This window comes from Burkholderia sp. BCC1972 (genome assembly GCF_905339605.1).
Classification (GTDB): Bacteria; Pseudomonadota; Gammaproteobacteria; order Burkholderiales; family Burkholderiaceae; genus Burkholderia.
Genome location: NZ_CAJPGH010000013.1, coordinates 1 through 17,988, shown reverse-complemented (window position 1 = coordinate 17,988; position 17,988 = coordinate 1). Strand labels below are relative to the sequence as shown.

Annotated in this window: 19 protein-coding genes; 4 read left to right on the top strand and 15 right to left on the bottom strand. The window is 64.0% G+C overall.

Annotation, left to right across the window (positions count from 1 at the left end; translation table 11 throughout):
- Nucleotides 1–17: 17 nt before the first annotated feature.
- From U5798_RS19295 to mnmE, 11 genes are all read right to left on the bottom strand, one after another.
- Nucleotides 18–452, bottom strand: coding sequence for a single-stranded DNA-binding protein (locus tag U5798_RS19295; protein ID WP_322082893.1), 435 nt, complete (start codon nt 450–452; stop codon nt 18–20).
- Between the two features lie 292 nt (nt 453–744).
- A complete protein-coding gene (locus U5798_RS19290) occupies nt 745–2,712 on the bottom strand; it encodes an AAA family ATPase (RefSeq protein ID WP_322082892.1) in 1,968 nt (655 codons plus the stop codon).
- The gene (locus tag U5798_RS19285) at nt 2,709–3,017 is read right to left on the bottom strand and encodes a hypothetical protein (protein WP_322082891.1); all 309 of its coding nucleotides are present in this window, start codon (nt 3,015–3,017) and stop codon (nt 2,709–2,711) included. The genes U5798_RS19290 and U5798_RS19285 overlap by 4 nt, the downstream gene beginning before the upstream one ends.
- A complete protein-coding gene (locus tag U5798_RS19280) occupies nt 3,010–3,468 on the bottom strand; it encodes a hypothetical protein (protein WP_322082890.1) in 459 nt (152 codons plus the stop codon). The genes U5798_RS19285 and U5798_RS19280 overlap by 8 nt, the downstream gene beginning before the upstream one ends.
- Nucleotides 3,462–3,659 (bottom strand): hypothetical protein, encoded by a 198-nt coding sequence (locus U5798_RS19275; protein WP_322082889.1) that lies wholly within the window; start codon nt 3,657–3,659, stop codon nt 3,462–3,464. Before U5798_RS19275 ends, U5798_RS19280 begins: the two co-directional genes overlap by 7 nt.
- Nucleotides 3,656–3,970 carry a helix-turn-helix transcriptional regulator gene (locus U5798_RS19270; protein WP_322082888.1) on the bottom strand — a complete coding sequence of 105 codons (315 nt, stop codon included), beginning with the start codon at nt 3,968–3,970 and terminating at the stop codon, nt 3,656–3,658. Before U5798_RS19270 ends, U5798_RS19275 begins: the two co-directional genes overlap by 4 nt.
- Nucleotides 3,971–4,227: 257 nt before the next feature.
- The gene (locus U5798_RS19265) at nt 4,228–4,794 is read right to left on the bottom strand and encodes an AlpA family phage regulatory protein (RefSeq protein WP_322082887.1); all 567 of its coding nucleotides are present in this window, start codon (nt 4,792–4,794) and stop codon (nt 4,228–4,230) included.
- Nucleotides 4,795–4,834: 40 nt separating this feature from the next.
- The gene (locus tag U5798_RS19260; RefSeq protein WP_322082886.1) at nt 4,835–5,059 is read right to left on the bottom strand and encodes a DNA-binding protein; all 225 of its coding nucleotides are present in this window, start codon (nt 5,057–5,059) and stop codon (nt 4,835–4,837) included.
- A gap of 43 nt (nt 5,060–5,102) precedes the next feature.
- The gene (locus U5798_RS19255; protein WP_322082885.1) at nt 5,103–5,291 is read right to left on the bottom strand and encodes a hypothetical protein; all 189 of its coding nucleotides are present in this window, start codon (nt 5,289–5,291) and stop codon (nt 5,103–5,105) included.
- A 25-nt stretch (nt 5,292–5,316) separates the two neighbouring features.
- Nucleotides 5,317–6,549: a tyrosine-type recombinase/integrase gene (locus U5798_RS19250; RefSeq protein ID WP_322082884.1), complete on the bottom strand. Its 1,233-nt coding sequence runs from the start codon at nt 6,547–6,549 to the stop codon at nt 5,317–5,319.
- A 167-nt stretch (nt 6,550–6,716) separates the two neighbouring features.
- On the bottom strand, nt 6,717–8,111 hold the full coding sequence (gene mnmE, locus U5798_RS19245) for a tRNA uridine-5-carboxymethylaminomethyl(34) synthesis GTPase MnmE (RefSeq protein ID WP_124456942.1): 1,395 nt from the start codon (nt 8,109–8,111) through the stop codon (nt 6,717–6,719).
- A 329-nt stretch (nt 8,112–8,440) separates the two neighbouring features.
- On the opposite strand from mnmE, the gene U5798_RS19240 reads away from it, so the two are divergent.
- On the top strand, nt 8,441–8,875 hold the full coding sequence (locus U5798_RS19240; RefSeq protein ID WP_034190192.1) for a transcriptional regulator: 435 nt from the start codon (nt 8,441–8,443) through the stop codon (nt 8,873–8,875).
- Nucleotides 8,876–9,007: 132 nt separating this feature from the next.
- Here U5798_RS19240 and yidC read toward each other — a convergent pair whose 3' ends face one another.
- From yidC to rpmH, 4 genes are all read right to left on the bottom strand, one after another.
- Complete coding sequence (gene yidC / locus U5798_RS19235; RefSeq protein ID WP_124456943.1) at nt 9,008–10,672, bottom strand: membrane protein insertase YidC; 1,665 nt, start codon at nt 10,670–10,672, stop codon at nt 9,008–9,010.
- A gap of 8 nt (nt 10,673–10,680) precedes the next feature.
- Nucleotides 10,681–10,947 carry a membrane protein insertion efficiency factor YidD gene (yidD, locus tag U5798_RS19230; RefSeq protein WP_059232865.1) on the bottom strand — a complete coding sequence of 89 codons (267 nt, stop codon included), beginning with the start codon at nt 10,945–10,947 and terminating at the stop codon, nt 10,681–10,683.
- Nucleotides 10,948–11,022: 75 nt separating this feature from the next.
- Nucleotides 11,023–11,484 carry a ribonuclease P protein component gene (gene rnpA / locus U5798_RS19225; RefSeq protein ID WP_322082883.1) on the bottom strand — a complete coding sequence of 154 codons (462 nt, stop codon included), beginning with the start codon at nt 11,482–11,484 and terminating at the stop codon, nt 11,023–11,025.
- A 15-nt stretch (nt 11,485–11,499) separates the two neighbouring features.
- Nucleotides 11,500–11,634: a 50S ribosomal protein L34 gene (gene rpmH, locus U5798_RS19220; protein WP_004198824.1), complete on the bottom strand. Its 135-nt coding sequence runs from the start codon at nt 11,632–11,634 to the stop codon at nt 11,500–11,502.
- Nucleotides 11,635–12,053: 419 nt separating this feature from the next.
- Between rpmH and dnaA the strand changes: the two genes are divergently transcribed.
- From dnaA to gyrB, 3 genes are all read left to right on the top strand, one after another.
- On the top strand, nt 12,054–13,637 hold the full coding sequence (dnaA, locus tag U5798_RS19215; protein WP_322082882.1) for a chromosomal replication initiator protein DnaA: 1,584 nt from the start codon (nt 12,054–12,056) through the stop codon (nt 13,635–13,637).
- A 170-nt stretch (nt 13,638–13,807) separates the two neighbouring features.
- On the top strand, nt 13,808–14,914 hold the full coding sequence (gene dnaN / locus U5798_RS19210) for a DNA polymerase III subunit beta (protein ID WP_006756934.1): 1,107 nt from the start codon (nt 13,808–13,810) through the stop codon (nt 14,912–14,914).
- A gap of 192 nt (nt 14,915–15,106) precedes the next feature.
- Nucleotides 15,107–17,581, top strand: a complete 2,475-nt coding sequence (gyrB, locus tag U5798_RS19205; protein ID WP_322082881.1) for a DNA topoisomerase (ATP-hydrolyzing) subunit B — start codon at nt 15,107–15,109, stop codon at nt 17,579–17,581.
- Nucleotides 17,582–17,988: the final 407 nt, after the last annotated feature.

Sequence of the window (17,988 nt, the reverse complement as noted above, 5' to 3'; positions counted from 1 at the left end):
CCCACCGTTAATACCGGTCACAAGTCGTCGTTCATGTCGTCCGTCGACGCGCCGCCGTACATCTGACGCGCCTGATCTGCCCCGCCCACCGCCGGCCGGCCGCCAGTTTCCTCACCGTCAGCTCCGTCGCCGCGTACGGCGGCGCGTTTCCGCTTCACGTGGTAGGCCGTCAGCACCGCATGCGCCACCATGTCGAGCGCCGGCTTCGCATCGCCGTGCTTGTCCGTCCACACCTTCGGCGTCAGCGTGCCGGCCAGCGCCACGGAATCACCATCCGCGAGTGCCAGCAGTGCATCACCCGCCGTCGTGCTGAACGCGATCACATTCACGAACAGCGACTCGCCGCCGTCCACCGCGGCACGCACCTTGCACGTCACGAACGTCCCACCACCTCGCCCCTGCCGACTCGTCGCCGTGCCGAACAGCTTTCCGCTCACCAGGCCGTCAATCACGTTCCACCTCCGTTTTGATATTCCCGAAAACCGCCGCACGCCCTGTCTTGTCTCGCGTGTCTCTCCCCTAAAGGGAGAGAGAGACAACGAGACAAAACTGCAGTGGGTCTTGTCTCGTCTGTCTCGCAGGCATACGAGACAACCTCGCATATCGCTGCAATCCAATGCTGACGGGCATCCAGTGGAATTACGTCGAGCTTGATGCGCTCATTTGTCTCGCGTGTCTCGCGCCTCAGACGAGACAACTGCGAAACCGGCCGTTTTTCCACTTCGCGAGACAAAATCGGCGGGCTCATTGCACGTCCCCTGCAAAGGCGACGACACCAGCCGTTTCGTGAATCAGGACCGCTTCCGCGAGCGCGGTGCAGGCGCGATACACCGACGTCCGCGGGTACTGCCCATCGAAGTGCTTGGCGACCTCTGCCTTCTTTGCGCCCACCCGGCGTGCCCTGAGGAACTCAAGAACAGCACCTTCGACCGGACCCAGCTTCCGTGTCGTCACGGGCCTATCCGGAGCGTCTTCCGGCAGCACCACACACGAAGTGACCGGCGTGCCCCACTTCGACAACCCGAGTTGCACGACGTCGAGCCGGAAGCCGATGCGCTCGCCCTTGCTGGCCAGGTCGCGCTGCTTCGTGATTTCGGCACACCGGCCGCTGGGCGAGTCGGATACCTCGATCTCGGTGTCGATCGCCGCACGGATGCCGCTCCAACCGCGCGCGCCGGCGGCAACGGCCTTTCCCGCGTGGTGGATCAGGAGGAAATGCGCATCGCACTCGGTGCGAATTCGATCGAAACGCTCGATCACGCGCCCCATGTCTTGGCCGGCGTTCTCGTTCGCGCCGGCGCTCAGGCGCGCCAGCGTGTCGCCTACGACGAGTTGCACCTTCTGCTCGCGCTGCGCCTCGAGCTGGCGCACCGTGTCGATGATCGCCTCCGCGTCGGCGTCGCCATCGAAAAGGTTGATCGGGTTGCGCGTGATCGCGAAGTTGGGCACCCGTGCGCCGTGATACCGCTGGTATGCCTGCAGCCGCACCAGCACCGAGGTCGGTGACTCCGCGGCGAGATACACGACGAGTCCCGGCTCGGTCTGCCTGCCCATCCACGGCACACCTCGCGCGATCGCCGCCGCCATGTCGATCACGAAGAACGTCTTGCCGCTGTTCGAATCGCCGTACAGCACGCTGCCGCCACCGGCGGTCAGGAGCCCTTGCACCAGTTCGTCCGGCGCGGCAACGGCGTCCGGCAGTTCGTCGGCAAACGCGACTTCCAGACTGAGTCGCACCTCGGGCGCGCGGGCGGCGCGCAGTAGATCCGCCAGCGCGTCGGTACCGTGCTCGGCCTCGTAGTCGTTCGCGTCGTAGTTCGCCGGCCTGTCGGCGGGCAGCTCCGCCCATGTGCCGACGACGTCCCGCGCGATAGACTCGGCCTCCGGTTCTTTGCCGCGGTCCGGCACGATCACGATGCGCGCCGCCGGGTAGCGCTCACGCAACAGCATCGCGACTGTCCGGCAGCGGCCAGCGCCGAATGTCACAGCCGCGGCAGCGGTGTAGTCGGCTCGCGCGCACGCCCATGCTTGGCCGATGCCTTCGCACACGTACACAGTGCCGTCGGCGACGAGCTCGCCGACCACGAAGAAACCATCGCTGAACTGCGCGCCCGGCATGTTGAGCTTCTTACCGATGCCCGGCGGCGGGATGAACTGGATCGTCCGCAGCTCGCCGTCGAGCGCGCGGACAGGTACGGCCAGCCAACCGGCGACCGGGCGCCCCTGGATGGTCAACGCGCTGTCGGCGGGCACCACGCGCAGCCCGTCGACGCTGCCGCGCTTCGCGATGATGTACGTGTGGTCACCAGGTGCCTGCGGAAAGCTATCAAGCAAGGCATCGAGATCGGCCGTCGGCCTCCGCAGACTACGCGCCGCCTCGTGCGCAGTCTGCGTCTGGGCGGATACACGCCTCGCGGGCCGCTCTTCGCGAACTCGCAGGCGTGCGTCGCCGCCGCCGATACTGCCAGCCATGTGGAACAGCGTCGCAGCGCTAATGCCACCATCGGGCTTGATGCTGCGCCACACGTTGCGTACGTCACGCTCGCCGCCGAAGTTGGCACCACCCGCTGACCAATCGAGGAAGTCATCCTCAGACAGCCCGGCCGCCTTCGCCGCCATGCCCGCGCGAACCCAGTCCTCACGGCTGCAGGTAGCATCGAGCGATCGCAAAGCTGAGCGGGCACGCTCGATGTCGTCGTAACCGTTCTTCATGCGGTGTGGCGGGCTCCGTCAAACCCGGCATGACGCCCGTGCACTAGCAGCATCGATATCTGGCGTGCATGTGCCTGCCACGCGGCAAGATCCCCCGCGCTCAGATAGCCGTGCGCGGCACAAAAGGGCAATGCCTGTTCCAGACGCTGGTAGGCGCGATCGTCGAGCCTGTCCGCTACCGCCAACGCCTCGGCCAGTGATACGTATCGCGCGCCGCCAGGCATCTGCGGATCGCGCAGTTGCACCGTGATGTCTTCGCCGGGATTCAAGCCGATGTCGTCGCCGACCCACTCGAGCTTACCCATGGCTCACCTCTGCGGTTTCGGCAAGACGAAGAAGCGCGTCGGCCAGAATGTCGATCGCCTCGTTCGGACGATCGGACATCGCAGCAGCGCGGAGCGCAGCGCGCACAAGTTCGGCTTGGAATTGCGTTTGCTCAGGACGAGCGGGGATACGGCGCAGCATGGTGCGGCCTCCATCGTGATTGAGGAAGGCCCGCGTCCCGTCGCCAAACGGGGTGGGCGGGCACTGAACGGGGTTGGCGAACCGGCACGATGGCACCGGCAGACCCGAAGGTCTCCCCACCCAGGCCCACCCATTGAAAAGGCGCGCAGAGGCGTACGGACGTAAAAAAACCGCACTGCGGCGGTCGTCCGCCATCATGATCGGGTCGCCAAACCCGGTGCCCGTTGTCTCGAGCACGGTTGCAGTATAGCCCGATCCTTGGGGTTTGCAATTGCCGGCAACGTTCAGCATGTCGCGGCCTCCGACGTGCTAGAGCCGAAGTGCGCAGCAGCATCGAGCAACAGCAGCAGAACACCGGGGAGGGCGACGCGCGAAACGAGCATCGCAGGCTTGAGTTCGGGATCGGCGCCGGCGCTCGTGCGCAGCAAGACGAATCCAGGGGTCGTCGACGCTTCGATGTGAGCGTGAATGGAGGCCATCATTGCCCCTCCGCCCGGTAGTTCAGCGGGTCAGCCAGCCAGCGCTTGATCTCCGCATTGGGCCACACGACGAGTTTCGCTGACGCGCGAACGCCGCGTGGAAAGCGGCCTGCAGCTTCCTGCAGACGTACCCATTCGCGCGAGAAGCGCACGAACGGCACCAGATCGCGCCATCGGCTGTAGCCAGTTGTCGGGAATGCATCAGGATCAGGTAAGAACCCCGGTACCGGAAGCGAAGGGCGCTCCGAACCGTTACCCATCGCCTTAACTGGAGCCGCGCCTTCGACATGCGCGGATTTGTGAGCTTCAGCCATATGGGAAACCTCGCGGTCTTTTGTTGAACTTGGGGATATTCTCGGCTCAACGTGAATTCGCGAGATTGCCTACTGCACAACCGCTCCGCCCGCTTATTTTTGGAATTTTTGGGTTAGTTTTGATTCTTTGCGCCCAAATTCGCCCAATGGCTTTGCTTCATTGAATTTTTTGTATTGACGCCCTTCACGCGATTGCTTTTATCTCACCCCCAATCAACTACCAGAGGTCATGCGCTCCGATAGTCGCCGAAGAGGTTTCAGTGGCGATGAATTCCAGTGCCCATCTTTCGTGAGTGCGTCGGCGTCAGTTCCGCGGCGCCGTCGTCGGGGCTCTCGTCGACCGCGAGCAGTATGCGCAGCCGCTCTTTCGTCGGATCGAGGTCCGCGCACACGCGACGCTCAGCATGAAGCCAATCACCGACAGGCGAGCCCCGCATCACCGACACGCCGCGCTTACGTGCAGTCTGCTCGATGTGACTGAGATAGCACAGGCGCCGATCGACAGCCTCCCAGCGGCCGGCCTCCATGGAAAGCTCATCGAGCGGAACGAGGCGTCCGCACTCCGCTGCATCGCGATGGCCTGCACCCGACCCCGCCAATGGCTGCTGCGCGGCAGCGATGGGCGACGGCGGCGGCGCGGTCACCGATGCAAGCCGTCCTGCTCTCGCCGCGAGCCACTCATCGATCACGTCTTCAAACCACCCGCTGCGCTTGGGCATGAGCTCGAACGGCTTCGGGAACGTGCCGGCCGCCATCATTCGGTAGATCGTCGACTGGCCGAGACCAACCTTCCCGATCAGGTCTTTCATGCGGAGCACTTTCATAGCTTGTGTCCTTCCCAGGCAAGGCGGTGCCGTGAGTCACTCATGCATTGCGTGTGGCGATCAGTTCGTCGATCTGCGAGATCGGGATGCGGCCCAAGCCGTTGAGGCGCAGCTTTCCTGTGCGCACGAACGTATGCACCGTTCGCGGCGTCAGGCAGAGCATTTCGGCCGCCTGTGCCTGTGTGACATGGGCGGGCCGCGGGTGCATCTCTGCGTAGAGCTGCACCGCGCGTCGGGCAACATTTAGCATTTCCAGTTCGGTCAATCCAACCTCGCCCATGTCGTTGTTTGCATGGTGGTGAGCGCTTTCAACGTTGCTCCCCCCAATGTTCGGCCTCACGCAGCAACGCCGCATGAGCTCGCGCCGCGTACACATCTGCACGCGTCATCCGGTCCGGCGTGTCGATCAGCTCAGCAAGTTCTCCAAGGGCCGGCGAACTCGTCACGGACACGCCACCGTCAGGCATGTCCTCGATCGTGATCACGTGCTTCTTCATGTCCGGTTCTGTCCTCGATATGTACTCACGCGGCTGACGAGCCGAACTTTCCGATGACAACCTTGCGCCCCTCGTCAATCTGGGCGTCGACGAAGTCTGCCCACAGCGCCAGGATCCGGCGGCGCTCGTCGGCGTACTCGGCCCGGTTGTAGACGCCCTTGATGCCCTTGATCGAGTGTGCCAGCGCCTTCTCGATCGCGTCGGACGGCTGCCCCATTTCGTGCAGGTGCGTCGACGCGGTACGGCGGAAGTCGTGCAGCACGAAGTGCTGAACCTCCATGTCGAGCGCGCGAACAGCCTGGTTGAGCGTGCTCTTCGCGATCGGACGATCGGCGCCGCGCGACGACGGAAACACGTACTGCTGACTGGTGCGGTTCTCGTGCAGCTCACGCAGCATCGACTGGACCTGCGGAGCAAGGTAGACCCAGTGCTCGCGATCCTTCTTCATCCGCTCGGCGGGAATGCGCCAGACTCCGGCGTCGAGGTCGAACTCGTCCCAACGCGCCTCGATCAGCTCGGACTTGCGGACCATCGTCAGCACCAGAAGATGAATCGCGAGCTTCAGCGGCCGCCGAATGCTGGACGCGTAGACCGCCCGAAGGACATGCCCGATTTCATCCGGCGACAGCACACGATCGCGACTCTCCTGCGTGGCGACGAAGCGCGCGACGATCGCCTGCGCCGGGTTGGTCGTGACGAGCTGGCGAGCGATCGCGTACTCGTACATCCGCTTGATCACGTTCCGCGTCGAGAGCGCCATCTTCGGGGCGCCGCGCTGCTTCACCCGATCGCAGATCGCCAGCACGTCGCCAGGCGTCACCTCGGACACTGGCTTGCCGCCGATAGCCGGATAGACGTCCTTCTCGAGCGCACGCGTCGTGGTGCGCCGATACTCCTCCGACTTGTCGGTCATCTGCTGCTCGATCCAGTACGCGCCGAACTCCCGAACCGTGTCGAGGCTCTTCATCGTGCCACGATCCTTGCGAGCGTCCGCCACCGGTGACACGCCGCCAGCCACGATCTCGGCGTACCGGCGCGCGCGCTCACGAGCGATGGCGAGAGACACGGCCGGATAGTCGCCGATCGTCACGGTCGGCTGCTGCTTGCCATGGAGGGAATACCGGAACCGCCAGATCTTTGCCGCGGACGGCATGACCTCGAGCACGAGGCCGCCACCGTCCGATACGGAGTAGCGGGACACCTTCGGCTGCAGGGCCTTGATCCGGGTGTCAGTCAGTGGTTGGACGATTCTGGGCATGGTTAGTACACGATTTTCAGTACACGGGTGTCGTGTGTACTGAAATGTGTACTAATGCAGCCTTGGTGTCAATGGGGGAAGGTTGGCAAACTTTGCGAAAGATTCGCCCTAAAACCCTTGTCGCACAACGATCTACTTGGCGATGTTTGGCAACTGTGGGGGACCGGTCATTTGCCGATACAAAACCTGCTGAAAATCACCCCCAGCAGATCATCCGAAGTGAACTCCCCGGTAATCGAATTCAGCTGCTCCTGCGCGAGCCGCAGCTCCTCCGCAAACAGATCGAGCGACTGAGCGCGCTGCTCCGCATGATCCGCCGCCTGCGCGAGGTGTTCCTGCGCGGCCCGCAACGCGATCAGGTGTCGTTCGCGCGCGAGGTACACGCCTTCCGCCCCCGCCTGCCACCCTGCAATCCGCAGCAGCTCCGCACGCAGCATGTCGATCCCGTCGCCGCGCTTCGCCGACAGATGCACCTCCGTCAGGTCGCCCTCGGCCGCCGGATGCTCGACGCACGCCGGCACGCCCGTCAGGTCCGTCTTGTTCAGCACGCGCACCACCGGCACGCCGCCCGGAAACCGCGCCGCGATCACTTCATCGTCGGGCGTCATTCCCGTGCGCGAATCCAGCAGGTGCAGCACGACGTCCGCGCGCTCGATCTCGCTCCATGTGCGCGCAATGCCGATCCGCTCGACTTCATCCTCCGTCTCGCGCAGCCCGGCCGTATCGATGATGTGCAGCGGAATCCCCTCGACCTGGATCGTCTGCGCGACCTTGTCGCGCGTCGTTCCGGCGATCGGCGTGACGATCGCCAGCTCCGCGCCGGCCAGCGCGTTCAGCAGCGACGACTTGCCGACGTTCGGCTGCCCCGCGAGCACGACCGACAGCCCTTCGCGCAGCAGCGCGCCCTGCCGCGCATCGCCGAGCACGTGCGCGAGCTGCGCACGGATCTTCGCGAGCTTGCCGCGCGCGTCGGCCGCTTCGAGGAAGTCGATCTCCTCTTCCGGGAAATCGAGCGTCGCCTCGACCAGCATCCGCAGCGTGATCACGTCGTCGACGAGCACATGGATCTGCCGCGAGAACGCACCATCGAGCGAGCGCCCGGCCGAGCGCGCCGCCGCCTCCGTGCTCGCCTCGATCAGGTCGGCGACGGCCTCGGCCTGCGCGAGGTCGAGCTTGTCGTTCAGGAACGCGCGCCGCGTGAACTCGCCCGGTTCCGCGAGCCGCAGCCCGAAACCGCGCCCCGCATCCAGGCAGCGCTGCAGCAGCAACTGCATCACGATCGGCCCGCCGTGCCCCTGCAACTCGAGCACGTGCTCGCCGGTGTACGAATGCGGCGCCGGGAAATACAGCGCGATCCCGCGGTCGAGCGGGGCGCCATGCTCGTCGAGGAACGGCACATAGCTCGCATGACGCGGCGCGAGCTTCTGCCCGCACAACGCGTCGATCAGCGGCAGCGCGGCCGCCTCGCCGCCGCGCCCGAACGATACGCGGACGACCCCGATGCCGCCTCGGCCGGCAGCAGTGGCAATGGCGACGATCGGATCGGAATCGGTAGCGAGCATGGGAATCGGGAAATCAGGATGAAAATGGTGCGCCCGCGCAACAGTTCGGGCATCGGAACGCCGGCATTGTAGCGTGCCGGCTCACACGCCACCGGCCGCCCCGCCGGATTCGGACTCGCCCGAATTTATCCCGCCGGGGATAAGGCAAGTATCAGTCCATCGGGATAACACCGCCATCGCTTCGGACGAGTATGCCTGCCGGAGCGGCCCAACGATTTGCCCCCAAATTCCCATCCCCAATCCGGTCGAGGTCGGGATTCGTCCGAACGAGATATGTTTAGCGCATATGGTTGTCTGAAACGCGTCGAGGGAATTGCACAATCTCCCCCATGCCGACATCCGAAGAAAAAGCCGCGTTCTCGGAACGCCTGAAATTCGCCCTGCGGCGCAGCCCGGAGAAGGTCACCGGTGCGACCGAGCTGGCGAACCGATTCAATCTGCGCCACCGCGGAACGCACCCTGTTTCGCCGCAAACCGCGCACAAATGGCTGACGGGCCGCACGATTCCGACATCGGACAAACTCGAAACGCTCGCCGAGTGGTTGCGCGTCGAAGTGCACTGGCTGCATTACGGGCCGTCGCCGAGCGTGATCGAACACCCGACGCCGCAACCGCTGCCGCGTGACGAGCGCTATCCGCCGACGCCCGAGACGATCGAACTCGCGTCGAAGATCGAGGCGCTGTCCCCGCATCAACGCTACCTCGTGCAGGAGCTGGTCGAGCAGTTCTACGGCGATCTGAAGCTCGAAGCGAAGAAAGCCTGATCAGGAACGGCACGCGCCGCCGTCGCAGCCTGGAAATAACCGCCGGGAAATGAAAAAGCCGCATGGTCGTGAACCATGCGGCTTTTTTTGCGTGCATCGCGGGCGGCTGGCCGCCCGCGCGTGCAACGGGCGTCAGGCAGGCTTCTTCTTGACGCCGCCGAGCTTGCGCGTGATGTAGTACTGCTGCGCGATCGACAGCACGTTGTTCACGACGTAGTACAGCACGAGGCCGGCCGGGAAGAAGAAGAACATCACCGAGAACGCGATCGGCATGAACTTCATCATCTTCGCCTGGACGGGGTCCGGCGGCGTCGGGTTCAGGCTCGTCTGCACGAACATCGACACGGCCATCAGCACCGGCAGGATGAAGAACGGATCGCGCTGCGACAGGTCGTGAATCCACAGAATCCACGGCGCGCCGCGCATTTCGACCGACGCGAGCAGCACCCAGTACAGCGAGATGAACACCGGGATCTGGATCACGACCGGCAGGCAGCCGCCGAACGGATTGACCTTCTCGGTCTTGTACAGCTCCATCAACGCGGCGTTCATCTTCTGCGGATCGCTCTTGAAGCGTTCGCGCAGCGCCTGCATGCGCGGCGTGATTTCCTTCATGCGCGCCATCGACTTGTAGCTCGCAGCCGACAGCGGGAAGAACACGGCCTTGATCAGCACCGTCAGCAGCACGATCGCCCAGCCCCAGTTGCCGACATAGCCGTGGATCTTCTCGAGCAGCCAGAACAGCGGCTTCGCGATGATCGTCACCCAGCCGTAGTCCTTCACGAGCTCCAGGCCCGGCGCGATGCCTTCGAGCATGCGCTCTTCTTCCGGACCGGCGAACAGGCTAGCCTGCACGTCGGCCGACTGGCCCGGCGCAATCGCGGCGACCGGCTGCTTCACGCCGACGCGGTACAGCGTCGGATCGATCTTTTCAGCGTAGATGTCGCGCTTCACGCCCTGCTTCGGAATCCAGGCCGACGCGAAGTAGTGCTGCACCATCGCAACCCAGCCGTTGTCGGCGGAGTTCACGAAGTCGGCCTTGTTCTTGTCGAGGTCGCTGAAGTTGATCTTCTGGAAGTGCTTCGCGTCCGTATAGACCGCCGGCCCGAGGAACGTATGCGAGAACATCGGCGTTTCGACGGCCGTGTTGTCGCGGACGAGTTCCATGTAGACCGTCGGCGTGACCGGTGCCGTGCCGACGTTGTCGATCTTGGTGTCGACGCCGATCACGTAGCTGCCGCGCGTGAACGTGTAGGTCTTCACGACCTTCACGCCGCCCTTCACCGGCGATTCGAACGACAGCTTCAGCGCGTTCTGGTCACCCGTCAGCGACGTCGAGCCGGGGTTCAGCTGCGTGTAGACGTCGTTGTGGTTCGGGAAATCGCCGCCGAGCAGGCCCGTGCGTGCGAGATACGTGTGGCCGGCCGTGTGGTCGAACAGCGTGATGTACAGGTCGGGCTGCTTGCCGTCGCCCTGCTTCTTCAGCGTCAGCTTCGCAAGCGTGCCGCCGCGCGTGTCGATTTCGCCGTCATAGACGTCGGTCGAGAACTTCACGAGCTGCGCCTGGGCGGCCGGTGCAGTGGTCGACGGTGCGGCGCCGGCTGCGGCGGCAGGCACTTCACCTGCGGTCGTCGTCGCGCCCGTGCCCGATGCACCGCCGGCAGCGGCCGCGGGGGCCGTCTGCGTGGCGCTCGGGAAGAACATCGACGGGCGTCCATGGGACCGCTGCCAGTTGTCGTACAGCATGACAGCTGACATGAAGAAGATCACCCATAGGACGGTGCGTTTGATATCCATGCGTTGTCTCAGAGTCGATGGGACCGCGCGTCGGCTTCGCCGCTAGCGCGAGTGTCGGAGTTGGGCGGCGGGACGAGGTCGATGCCGCCCGCGGAAAACGGATGGCATCGGCACACGCGCCTGACGGCGAGATACGTGCCGCGCGCGGCGCCATGATACTGGATTGCCTCGCGCGCGTAATCCGAACAGGAAGGATAAAAACGGCAACGGTTGCCGAGCATCGGGCTCACGGCAACCTTGTAGAAGCGCAGCAAGGCGATCAATACCGTTTCCATACCTTGGGCGGCGCCGTACGACGCCGCGTCAAAACCGGCCGGGCAGGCGCGAACGCCGCACCGGGCACGGATGCGTCACTCGGACGCGGGCTTCGACGCACGGCGGGCGATTTCCCGGACTGCCCTGTCGAGCAGTTCGCGGATCTCGGCCGCGCACATCGCCGCGAGCGGGGCGGAAGCCGCGCTCGGCAGCACTTTCTTGTCGAAGCGCGTGTGCTGCCGCAGCAGCAGGTCGTAACCGGCGAATTCGGCCCGGCGCAGGCGAAACTGATCGCGCGCCAGCCGCTTCACGAGGTTACGTGTTACTGCACGCGGCGCATACTTCTTGCCGACGACGAGCCCCAGGCGCGCGGGCTGACCGGTCGGCTTGCCGTAAATCACGAAGTGCGCGGAGCGCCGCCAGGGACGCAAACGAAAAACGGATGAAAATTCATCCGTTTTCAGAAGTCGCGCAGCTTTCGGGAAGGCGGCTTTCGTCTGCGACGGATTCACACCCGGCTCGACGGTACCTTCCGCAGGACTGCGGACGGCGGACACAGCGCGCAACCTGCCTTAGATGGCGAGGCGCTTGCGGCCCTTCGCGCGGCGAGCGTTGATGACCTTGCGGCCACCTGCCGTCTTCATGCGGACACGGAAGCCATGGGTGCGCTTGCGGCGCGTCACGGACGGTTGGTAAGTACGTTTCATGATGTTCTCACTTGTTCGAGAATGTCGAAATTCAGGGGACCGCGTGCCCTACCGGAGGCATTCGGGCGAACGCAATCGCCGGGAATACAGGATTGGTTTTCGCGGAACCCGCTATTTAAACCGTTTTTCCGTTGACGGTCAATACTTTAGGAGTCGATCGCCTGTGCGCGCCCCGCGCGATCCGGCCCCGCACCCCACAATCACAGCCTGTGGATAAGTCCCGCTGTGGCCGCTTTTGGCGTTAGAATCTCGCCTTATCTCCAAGAATCCCGCACGCCGCTTCGGCTCGCGCCTGCCTCTCCACGACTGTGACGCAGGCGTCCGAGGCACGCTCGCACGACCGCTTCGGGCCTTGTTGCGCAACCGCGACAAGGGCGCCGGCGAGCCGCGCTGTGCACGCAAAAAACGACAGTTACTTGATGAACGATTTCTGGCAACACTGTTCCGCACTGCTGGAGCGCGAGCTGACGCCCCAGCAGTACGTGACGTGGATCAAACCCTTGGCCCCGGTGGCCTTCGATGCGTCGGCGAACACGCTGTCCATCGCCGCGCCGAACCGCTTCAAGCTGGACTGGGTCAAGAGCCAGTTTTCGGGCCGGATCTCCGATCTGGCCCGTGAATTCTGGAACACGCCGATCGAAGTCCAGTTCGTCCTCGATCCCAAGGCCGGCATGCGCAGCGCAGCGCCCGCGACCGGCGCCGCGCCGGCTGTCCCGCGCGCGCCGCTGGCCCCGAGCGGCCCGGCCGCGACGGTCGCCGCGATCGCCGCCAACCTCGCCGCGAATGCCGCAGCTGCGCCCAGCGCGCCGGCCGACGTGCCGATGACGCCGTCGGCAGCCGCCGCGCATCACCTGAACGCCGACGACGCCGACATCGATCTGCCGAGCCTGCCCGCGCACGAAGCGGCGGCCGGCCGTCGCACGTGGCGTCCGGGCCCGGGCGCCGCGCCCGCGAACGGCGGCGAAGCCGATTCGATGTACGAACGTTCGAAACTGAACCCCGTGCTCACGTTCGACAACTTCGTGACCGGTAAGGCGAACCAGCTCGCGCGCGCCGCCGCGATCCAGGTCGCGGACAACCCCGGCATCTCGTACAACCCGCTGTTCCTGTACGGCGGCGTCGGCCTCGGCAAGACCCACCTGATCCACGCGATCGGCAACCAGCTGCTGCTCGACAAGGCCGGCGCGCGAATCCGCTACATCCACGCCGAGCAATACGTGTCGGACGTGGTGAAGGCGTACCAGCGCAAGGCGTTCGACGACTTCAAGCGCTACTACCATTCGCTCGACCTGCTGCTGATCGACGATATCCAGTTCTTCTCCGGCAAGTCGCGCACGCAAGAGGAATTCTTCTACGCGTTCGAGGCGCTGGTCGCGAACAAGGCGCAGGTGATCATCACCAGCGACACGTATCCGAAGGAAATCTCGGGCATCGACGATCGCCTGATCTCGCGCTTCGACTCGGGCCTCACCGTCGCGATCGAGCCGCCCGAGCTCGAGATGCGCGTCGCGATCCTGATGCGCAAGGCGCAGTCGGAAGGCGTGAACCTGTCGGAGGACGTCGCGTTCTTCGTCGCGAAGCACCTGCGCTCCAACGTGCGCGAACTCGAAGGCGCGCTGCGCAAGATCCTCGCGTATTCGAAGTTCCACGGCCGCGAGATCTCGATCGAGCTAACCAAGGAAGCGCTGAAGGACCTGCTGACCGTGCAGAACCGGCAGATTTCGGTCGAGAACATCCAGAAGACCGTCGCCGACTTCTACAACATCAAGGTCGCGGATATGTACTCGAAGAAGCGCCCCGCGAACATCGCGCGGCCGCGGCAGATTGCGATGTACCTGGCGAAGGAACTCACGCAGAAGAGCCTGCCGGAGATCGGCGAGCTGTTCGGCGGGCGCGATCACACCACCGTGCTGCACGCGGTGCGCAAGATCGCCGACGAACGCAGCAAGGACGCGCAGCTCAACCACGAGCTGCACGTGCTGGAACAGACGCTGAAGGGTTGAGCGCGCGCACCGCGCTTGATAATTCGGCCTCCGCCCCAATTTAAGGGGGGCGGTTCGGTTTTGAGGCACAATACTGGTTTGACCGCCCCGGTGGTGGCGGGCCAAGAGCCCGGCTGGCGGGGCGCTGCGAGGCTGCTGCGCTGCAGGCCGTTACTCAACGAAGGAACTCTATGCAACTGGTCAAGACCGAACGAGACACCCTCCTCAGGCCGCTGCAAACGGTCAGCGGCATCGTCGAACGCCGCCATACGTTGCCGATCCTCGCCAACCTGCTGATCACCAAGAACGGCCCGGACGTTTCATTCCTGTCGACCGACCTGGAGCTGCAGATCACCACGCGCGCCGATTTCGGCGTCGGCGGCGACCAGGTCGCGACCACCGTCGCGGCCCGCAAGCTGCTTGACATCCTGCGCGCGATGCCTGACGGCCAGGTCACGCTGTCGCTCGCCGACAAGCGCCTCACCGTTCAATCGGGCAAGAGCCGCTTCGCACTCCAGACGCTGGCGGCCGACGAGTTCCCGACCGTCGCGCAGGCGAAGGATTTCGGCGCCACGCTCACCGTCCCGCAGAAGTCGTTCCGCCAGTTGCTCGGCATGGTGCACTTCGCGATGGCGCAGCAGGACATCCGCTACTACCTGAACGGCATGCTGCTCGTCGTCGACGGCGACCAGCTGATGGCCGTGGCCACCGACGGCCACCGCCTCGCGTTCTCGTCGATGAAGCTCGAAGGCGGCACGTTCGGCCGCCAGGAAGTCATCGTGCCGCGCAAGACGATTCTCGAGCTGCAGCGCCTGCTCGAAGACATCGACGACACCGTCACCATCGACATCGCGCAAACCCAGGCCAAGTTCACGTTCGGCCAGGTCGAGCTCGTGTCGAAACTCGTCGAGGGCAAGTTCCCCGACTTCCAGCGCGTGATCCCGAAGGCGCACAAGAACACGTTCGAGATCGGCCGCGAAGAACTGCAGCGTTCGCTGCAGCGCGCGGCGATCCTGACCTCGGACAAGTTCAAAGGCGTGCGCTGCATCATCGCGCCGGGCCAGTTGAAGATCATGTCGACCAACGCCGATCAGGAAGAGGCGCAGGAAGAACTCGAAATCGCCTACCAGGGCGATACCGTCGACATCGGCTTCAACGTCACGTATCTGCTCGACGTGCTCGCGAACCTGAAGGTCGACACCGTGCAGGTGAGCCTCGGCGACGCCAGCTCGAGCGCGCTGATTACCGTGCCCGAGAACGACGAGTTCAAGTATGTCGTGATGCCGATGCGCATCTGACGCGCACGACATCAAGACACACACCAGGGGGCGGCAAGCCCCTTTGGCGTTTTTATGGCGAACCGACAACCCGTCCCTTTGGTGCCCTGACGGCGCCTAGGACGGGCCAGGAAAACTGGAGCGGCCCGGCGTTTTCGCAAGGAAACGCACCGCGCCGCCGCTTGAGTGGCCTCGCAGAACCGGAAGATATCCATGAGTGAACAGCACAATTCGCAACCCGATAACAGCAGCTACGGCGCCTCGTCGATCCAGATCCTCGAAGGTCTGGAAGCGGTGCGCAAGCGCCCCGGGATGTACATCGGCGACACGTCGGACGGCACCGGTCTGCACCACCTCGTGTTCGAGGTGCTCGACAACTCGATCGACGAAGCGTTGGCCGGGTACTGCAACGACATCCACGTGACGATTCACGCCGACAACTCGATTTCCGTGACCGACAACGGCCGCGGGATTCCGACCGACGTGAAGATGAACGACAAGCACGAGCCGAAGCGCAGCGCCGCCGAGATCGTGATGACCGAGCTGCACGCCGGCGGCAAGTTCGACCAGAACAGCTACAAGGTGTCGGGCGGCCTGCACGGCGTGGGCGTGTCGTGCGTGAACGCGCTGTCGAGCTGGCTGCGCCTCACCGTGCGCCGTGACGGCAAGAAGCGGTTCATGGAATTCCACCGCGGCGTCGCGCAGGATCGCGTGCTCGAAGTGGTGGACGGCGTGGAAGTGTCGCCGATGCTCGTGACCGGCGACACCGAGAACCGCGGCACCGAAGTGCATTTCATGGCCGATCCGACCATTTTCGGCACGGTCGAGTATCACTACGACATCCTCGCGAAGCGGATGCGCGAGCTTTCGTTCCTGAACAACGGCGTGCGGATTCGTCTGACCGACCTGCGTTCGGGCAAGGAAGACGATTTCGCGTTCGCCGGCGGTGTGAAGGGCTTCGTCGAGTACATCAACAAGACGAAAACCAACCTGCACCCGACCGTGTTCTTCGCCAACGGCGAGAAGGACGGCGTGGGCGTCGAAGTCGCGATGCAGTGGAACGACAGCTACAACGAGAACGTGCTGTGCTTCACGAACAACATTCCGCAGCGCGACGGCGGCACGCACCTGACCGGCCTGCGGGCCGCGATGACGCGCGTCATCAACAAGTACATCACCGACAACGAAATCGCGAAGAAGGCGAAGGTCGAGACGACCGGCGACGACATGCGCGAAGGGCTGTCGTGCGTGCTTTCCGTGAAGGTGCCGGAGCCGAAGTTCAGCTCGCAGACGAAGGACAAGCTGGTTTCTTCCGAGGTTCGTGCGCCGGTTGAGGAAGTTGTGGCGAAGGCGCTGGAAGAGTTCCTGCTCGAAACGCCGATCGACGCGAAGATCATCTGCGGGAAGATCGTCGAAGCTGCTCGGGCGCGTGATGCGGCCCGGAAGGCGCGTGAAATGACGCGCCGCAAGGGCGTGCTCGACGGCGTCGGCCTGCCGGGCAAGCTCGCGGACTGCCAGGAGAAAGACCCGGCGAAGTGCGAAATCTACATCGTCGAGGGTGACTCGGCAGGTGGGTCGGCGAAGCAAGGGCGTGATCGGAAGTTCCAGGCGATCCTGCCGCTGCGCGGCAAGGTGCTGAACGTCGAGAAGGCGCGCTACGACAAGCTGCTGTCGTCGGAGCAGATCGTCACGCTCGTGACCGCGCTTGGGTGCGGCATCGGCAAGGAAGACTACAACCTCGAGAAGCTCCGCTATCACCGCATCATCATCATGACCGACGCGGACGTCGACGGTGCGCACATCCGGACGCTGCTGCTCACGTTCCTGTATCGCCAGATGCCGGACATGATCGAGCGCGGGTACGTGTATATCGCGCAGCCGCCGCTTTACAAGATCAAGGCGGGCAAGGACGAGCGGTATCTGAAGGATGACGTGGAGCTCAACGCGCATATGCTGCGGTTGGCGCTGCAAGGGTCGGAACTGGTGCCGGGTGAGAATGCGGCGGCGATTTCGGGTGATGCGCTTGGGGAGCTGGCGCGGTCGTATCTGCTGTCGCAGAGCGTGATCGAGCGGTTGAGCCGGCTGTATGACCCGGCCGCGCTGGAAGCGGTCATGGATGGCGTGGTGATCGATCTTTCCAATGAGGAATCAACGGAGGCTTCGGCTAAGGCGCTGCACGCTGCTTTGCATGATGAAGCGCTGAAGAACGAAGTGCGGGTCGTGCCTTCGTATGACGCGGTTCGCGAACAGCGAGCGCTGCATGTCGAGCGGACGCATCACGGCAATGTGCGGGTTTCGGTCATCGATCAGGAATTCCAGCACACGGCGGATTATCAGCAGCTCGTGACGACGGCGAATACGTTCAAGGGGCTTATTGGGGAAGGTGCAGTCATCAAGCGCGGTGAGCGCAGCATGGCCGTGGCGGACTTCAAGAGCGCGATGAAGTGGCTGCTGGCGGATGCTGAACGCAACGTCTCGAAACAACGCTATAAGGGGCTGGGGGAGATGAACCCCGAGCAGCTGTGGGAAACGACGATGGATCCGGCAGTGCGGCGTCTGCTGCGTGTGCAGATCGAAGACGCGATTGCTGCGGATGGGATCTTTACTACCCTCATGGGGGATGATGTTGAGCCGCGGCGGGCGTTTATTGAGAGCAATGCGTTGCGGGCGGGGAATATTGACGTTTGACGTAGTCTGATGTCGTGTAGTACGCCAAACGTAGGGCGCCAGAGTACGTGCGACTGGCGCCACAGTTTTGCGACTGGGTGACGAATTTGTTGCGACTGCCCTACACGTTGTCGGCACATCAGCACGGCGCCGCAATGCGGACTCTTAATCCGTAGGCGGTTCGAGTCACTCGCCCCCGATCAATGGATTCAGACACTTAGTCCAGCTTATACGGTTGGGTTTTGTGTTTTCTGAGTTCGGGCAGTGACAGTGTAGGTCTTGGGGGTACAGTCAATCCCGATCCATGCCGACGTTCCCGGGGAAGATTGGCCGTGGCGATCAGGTCGCCTCTGCATCCTACTGATCTCACATGGTGCAAGCGCGGAAATCAGACTGCGCTTGCAAGCGCCCCGTCCATCAGGGATGGG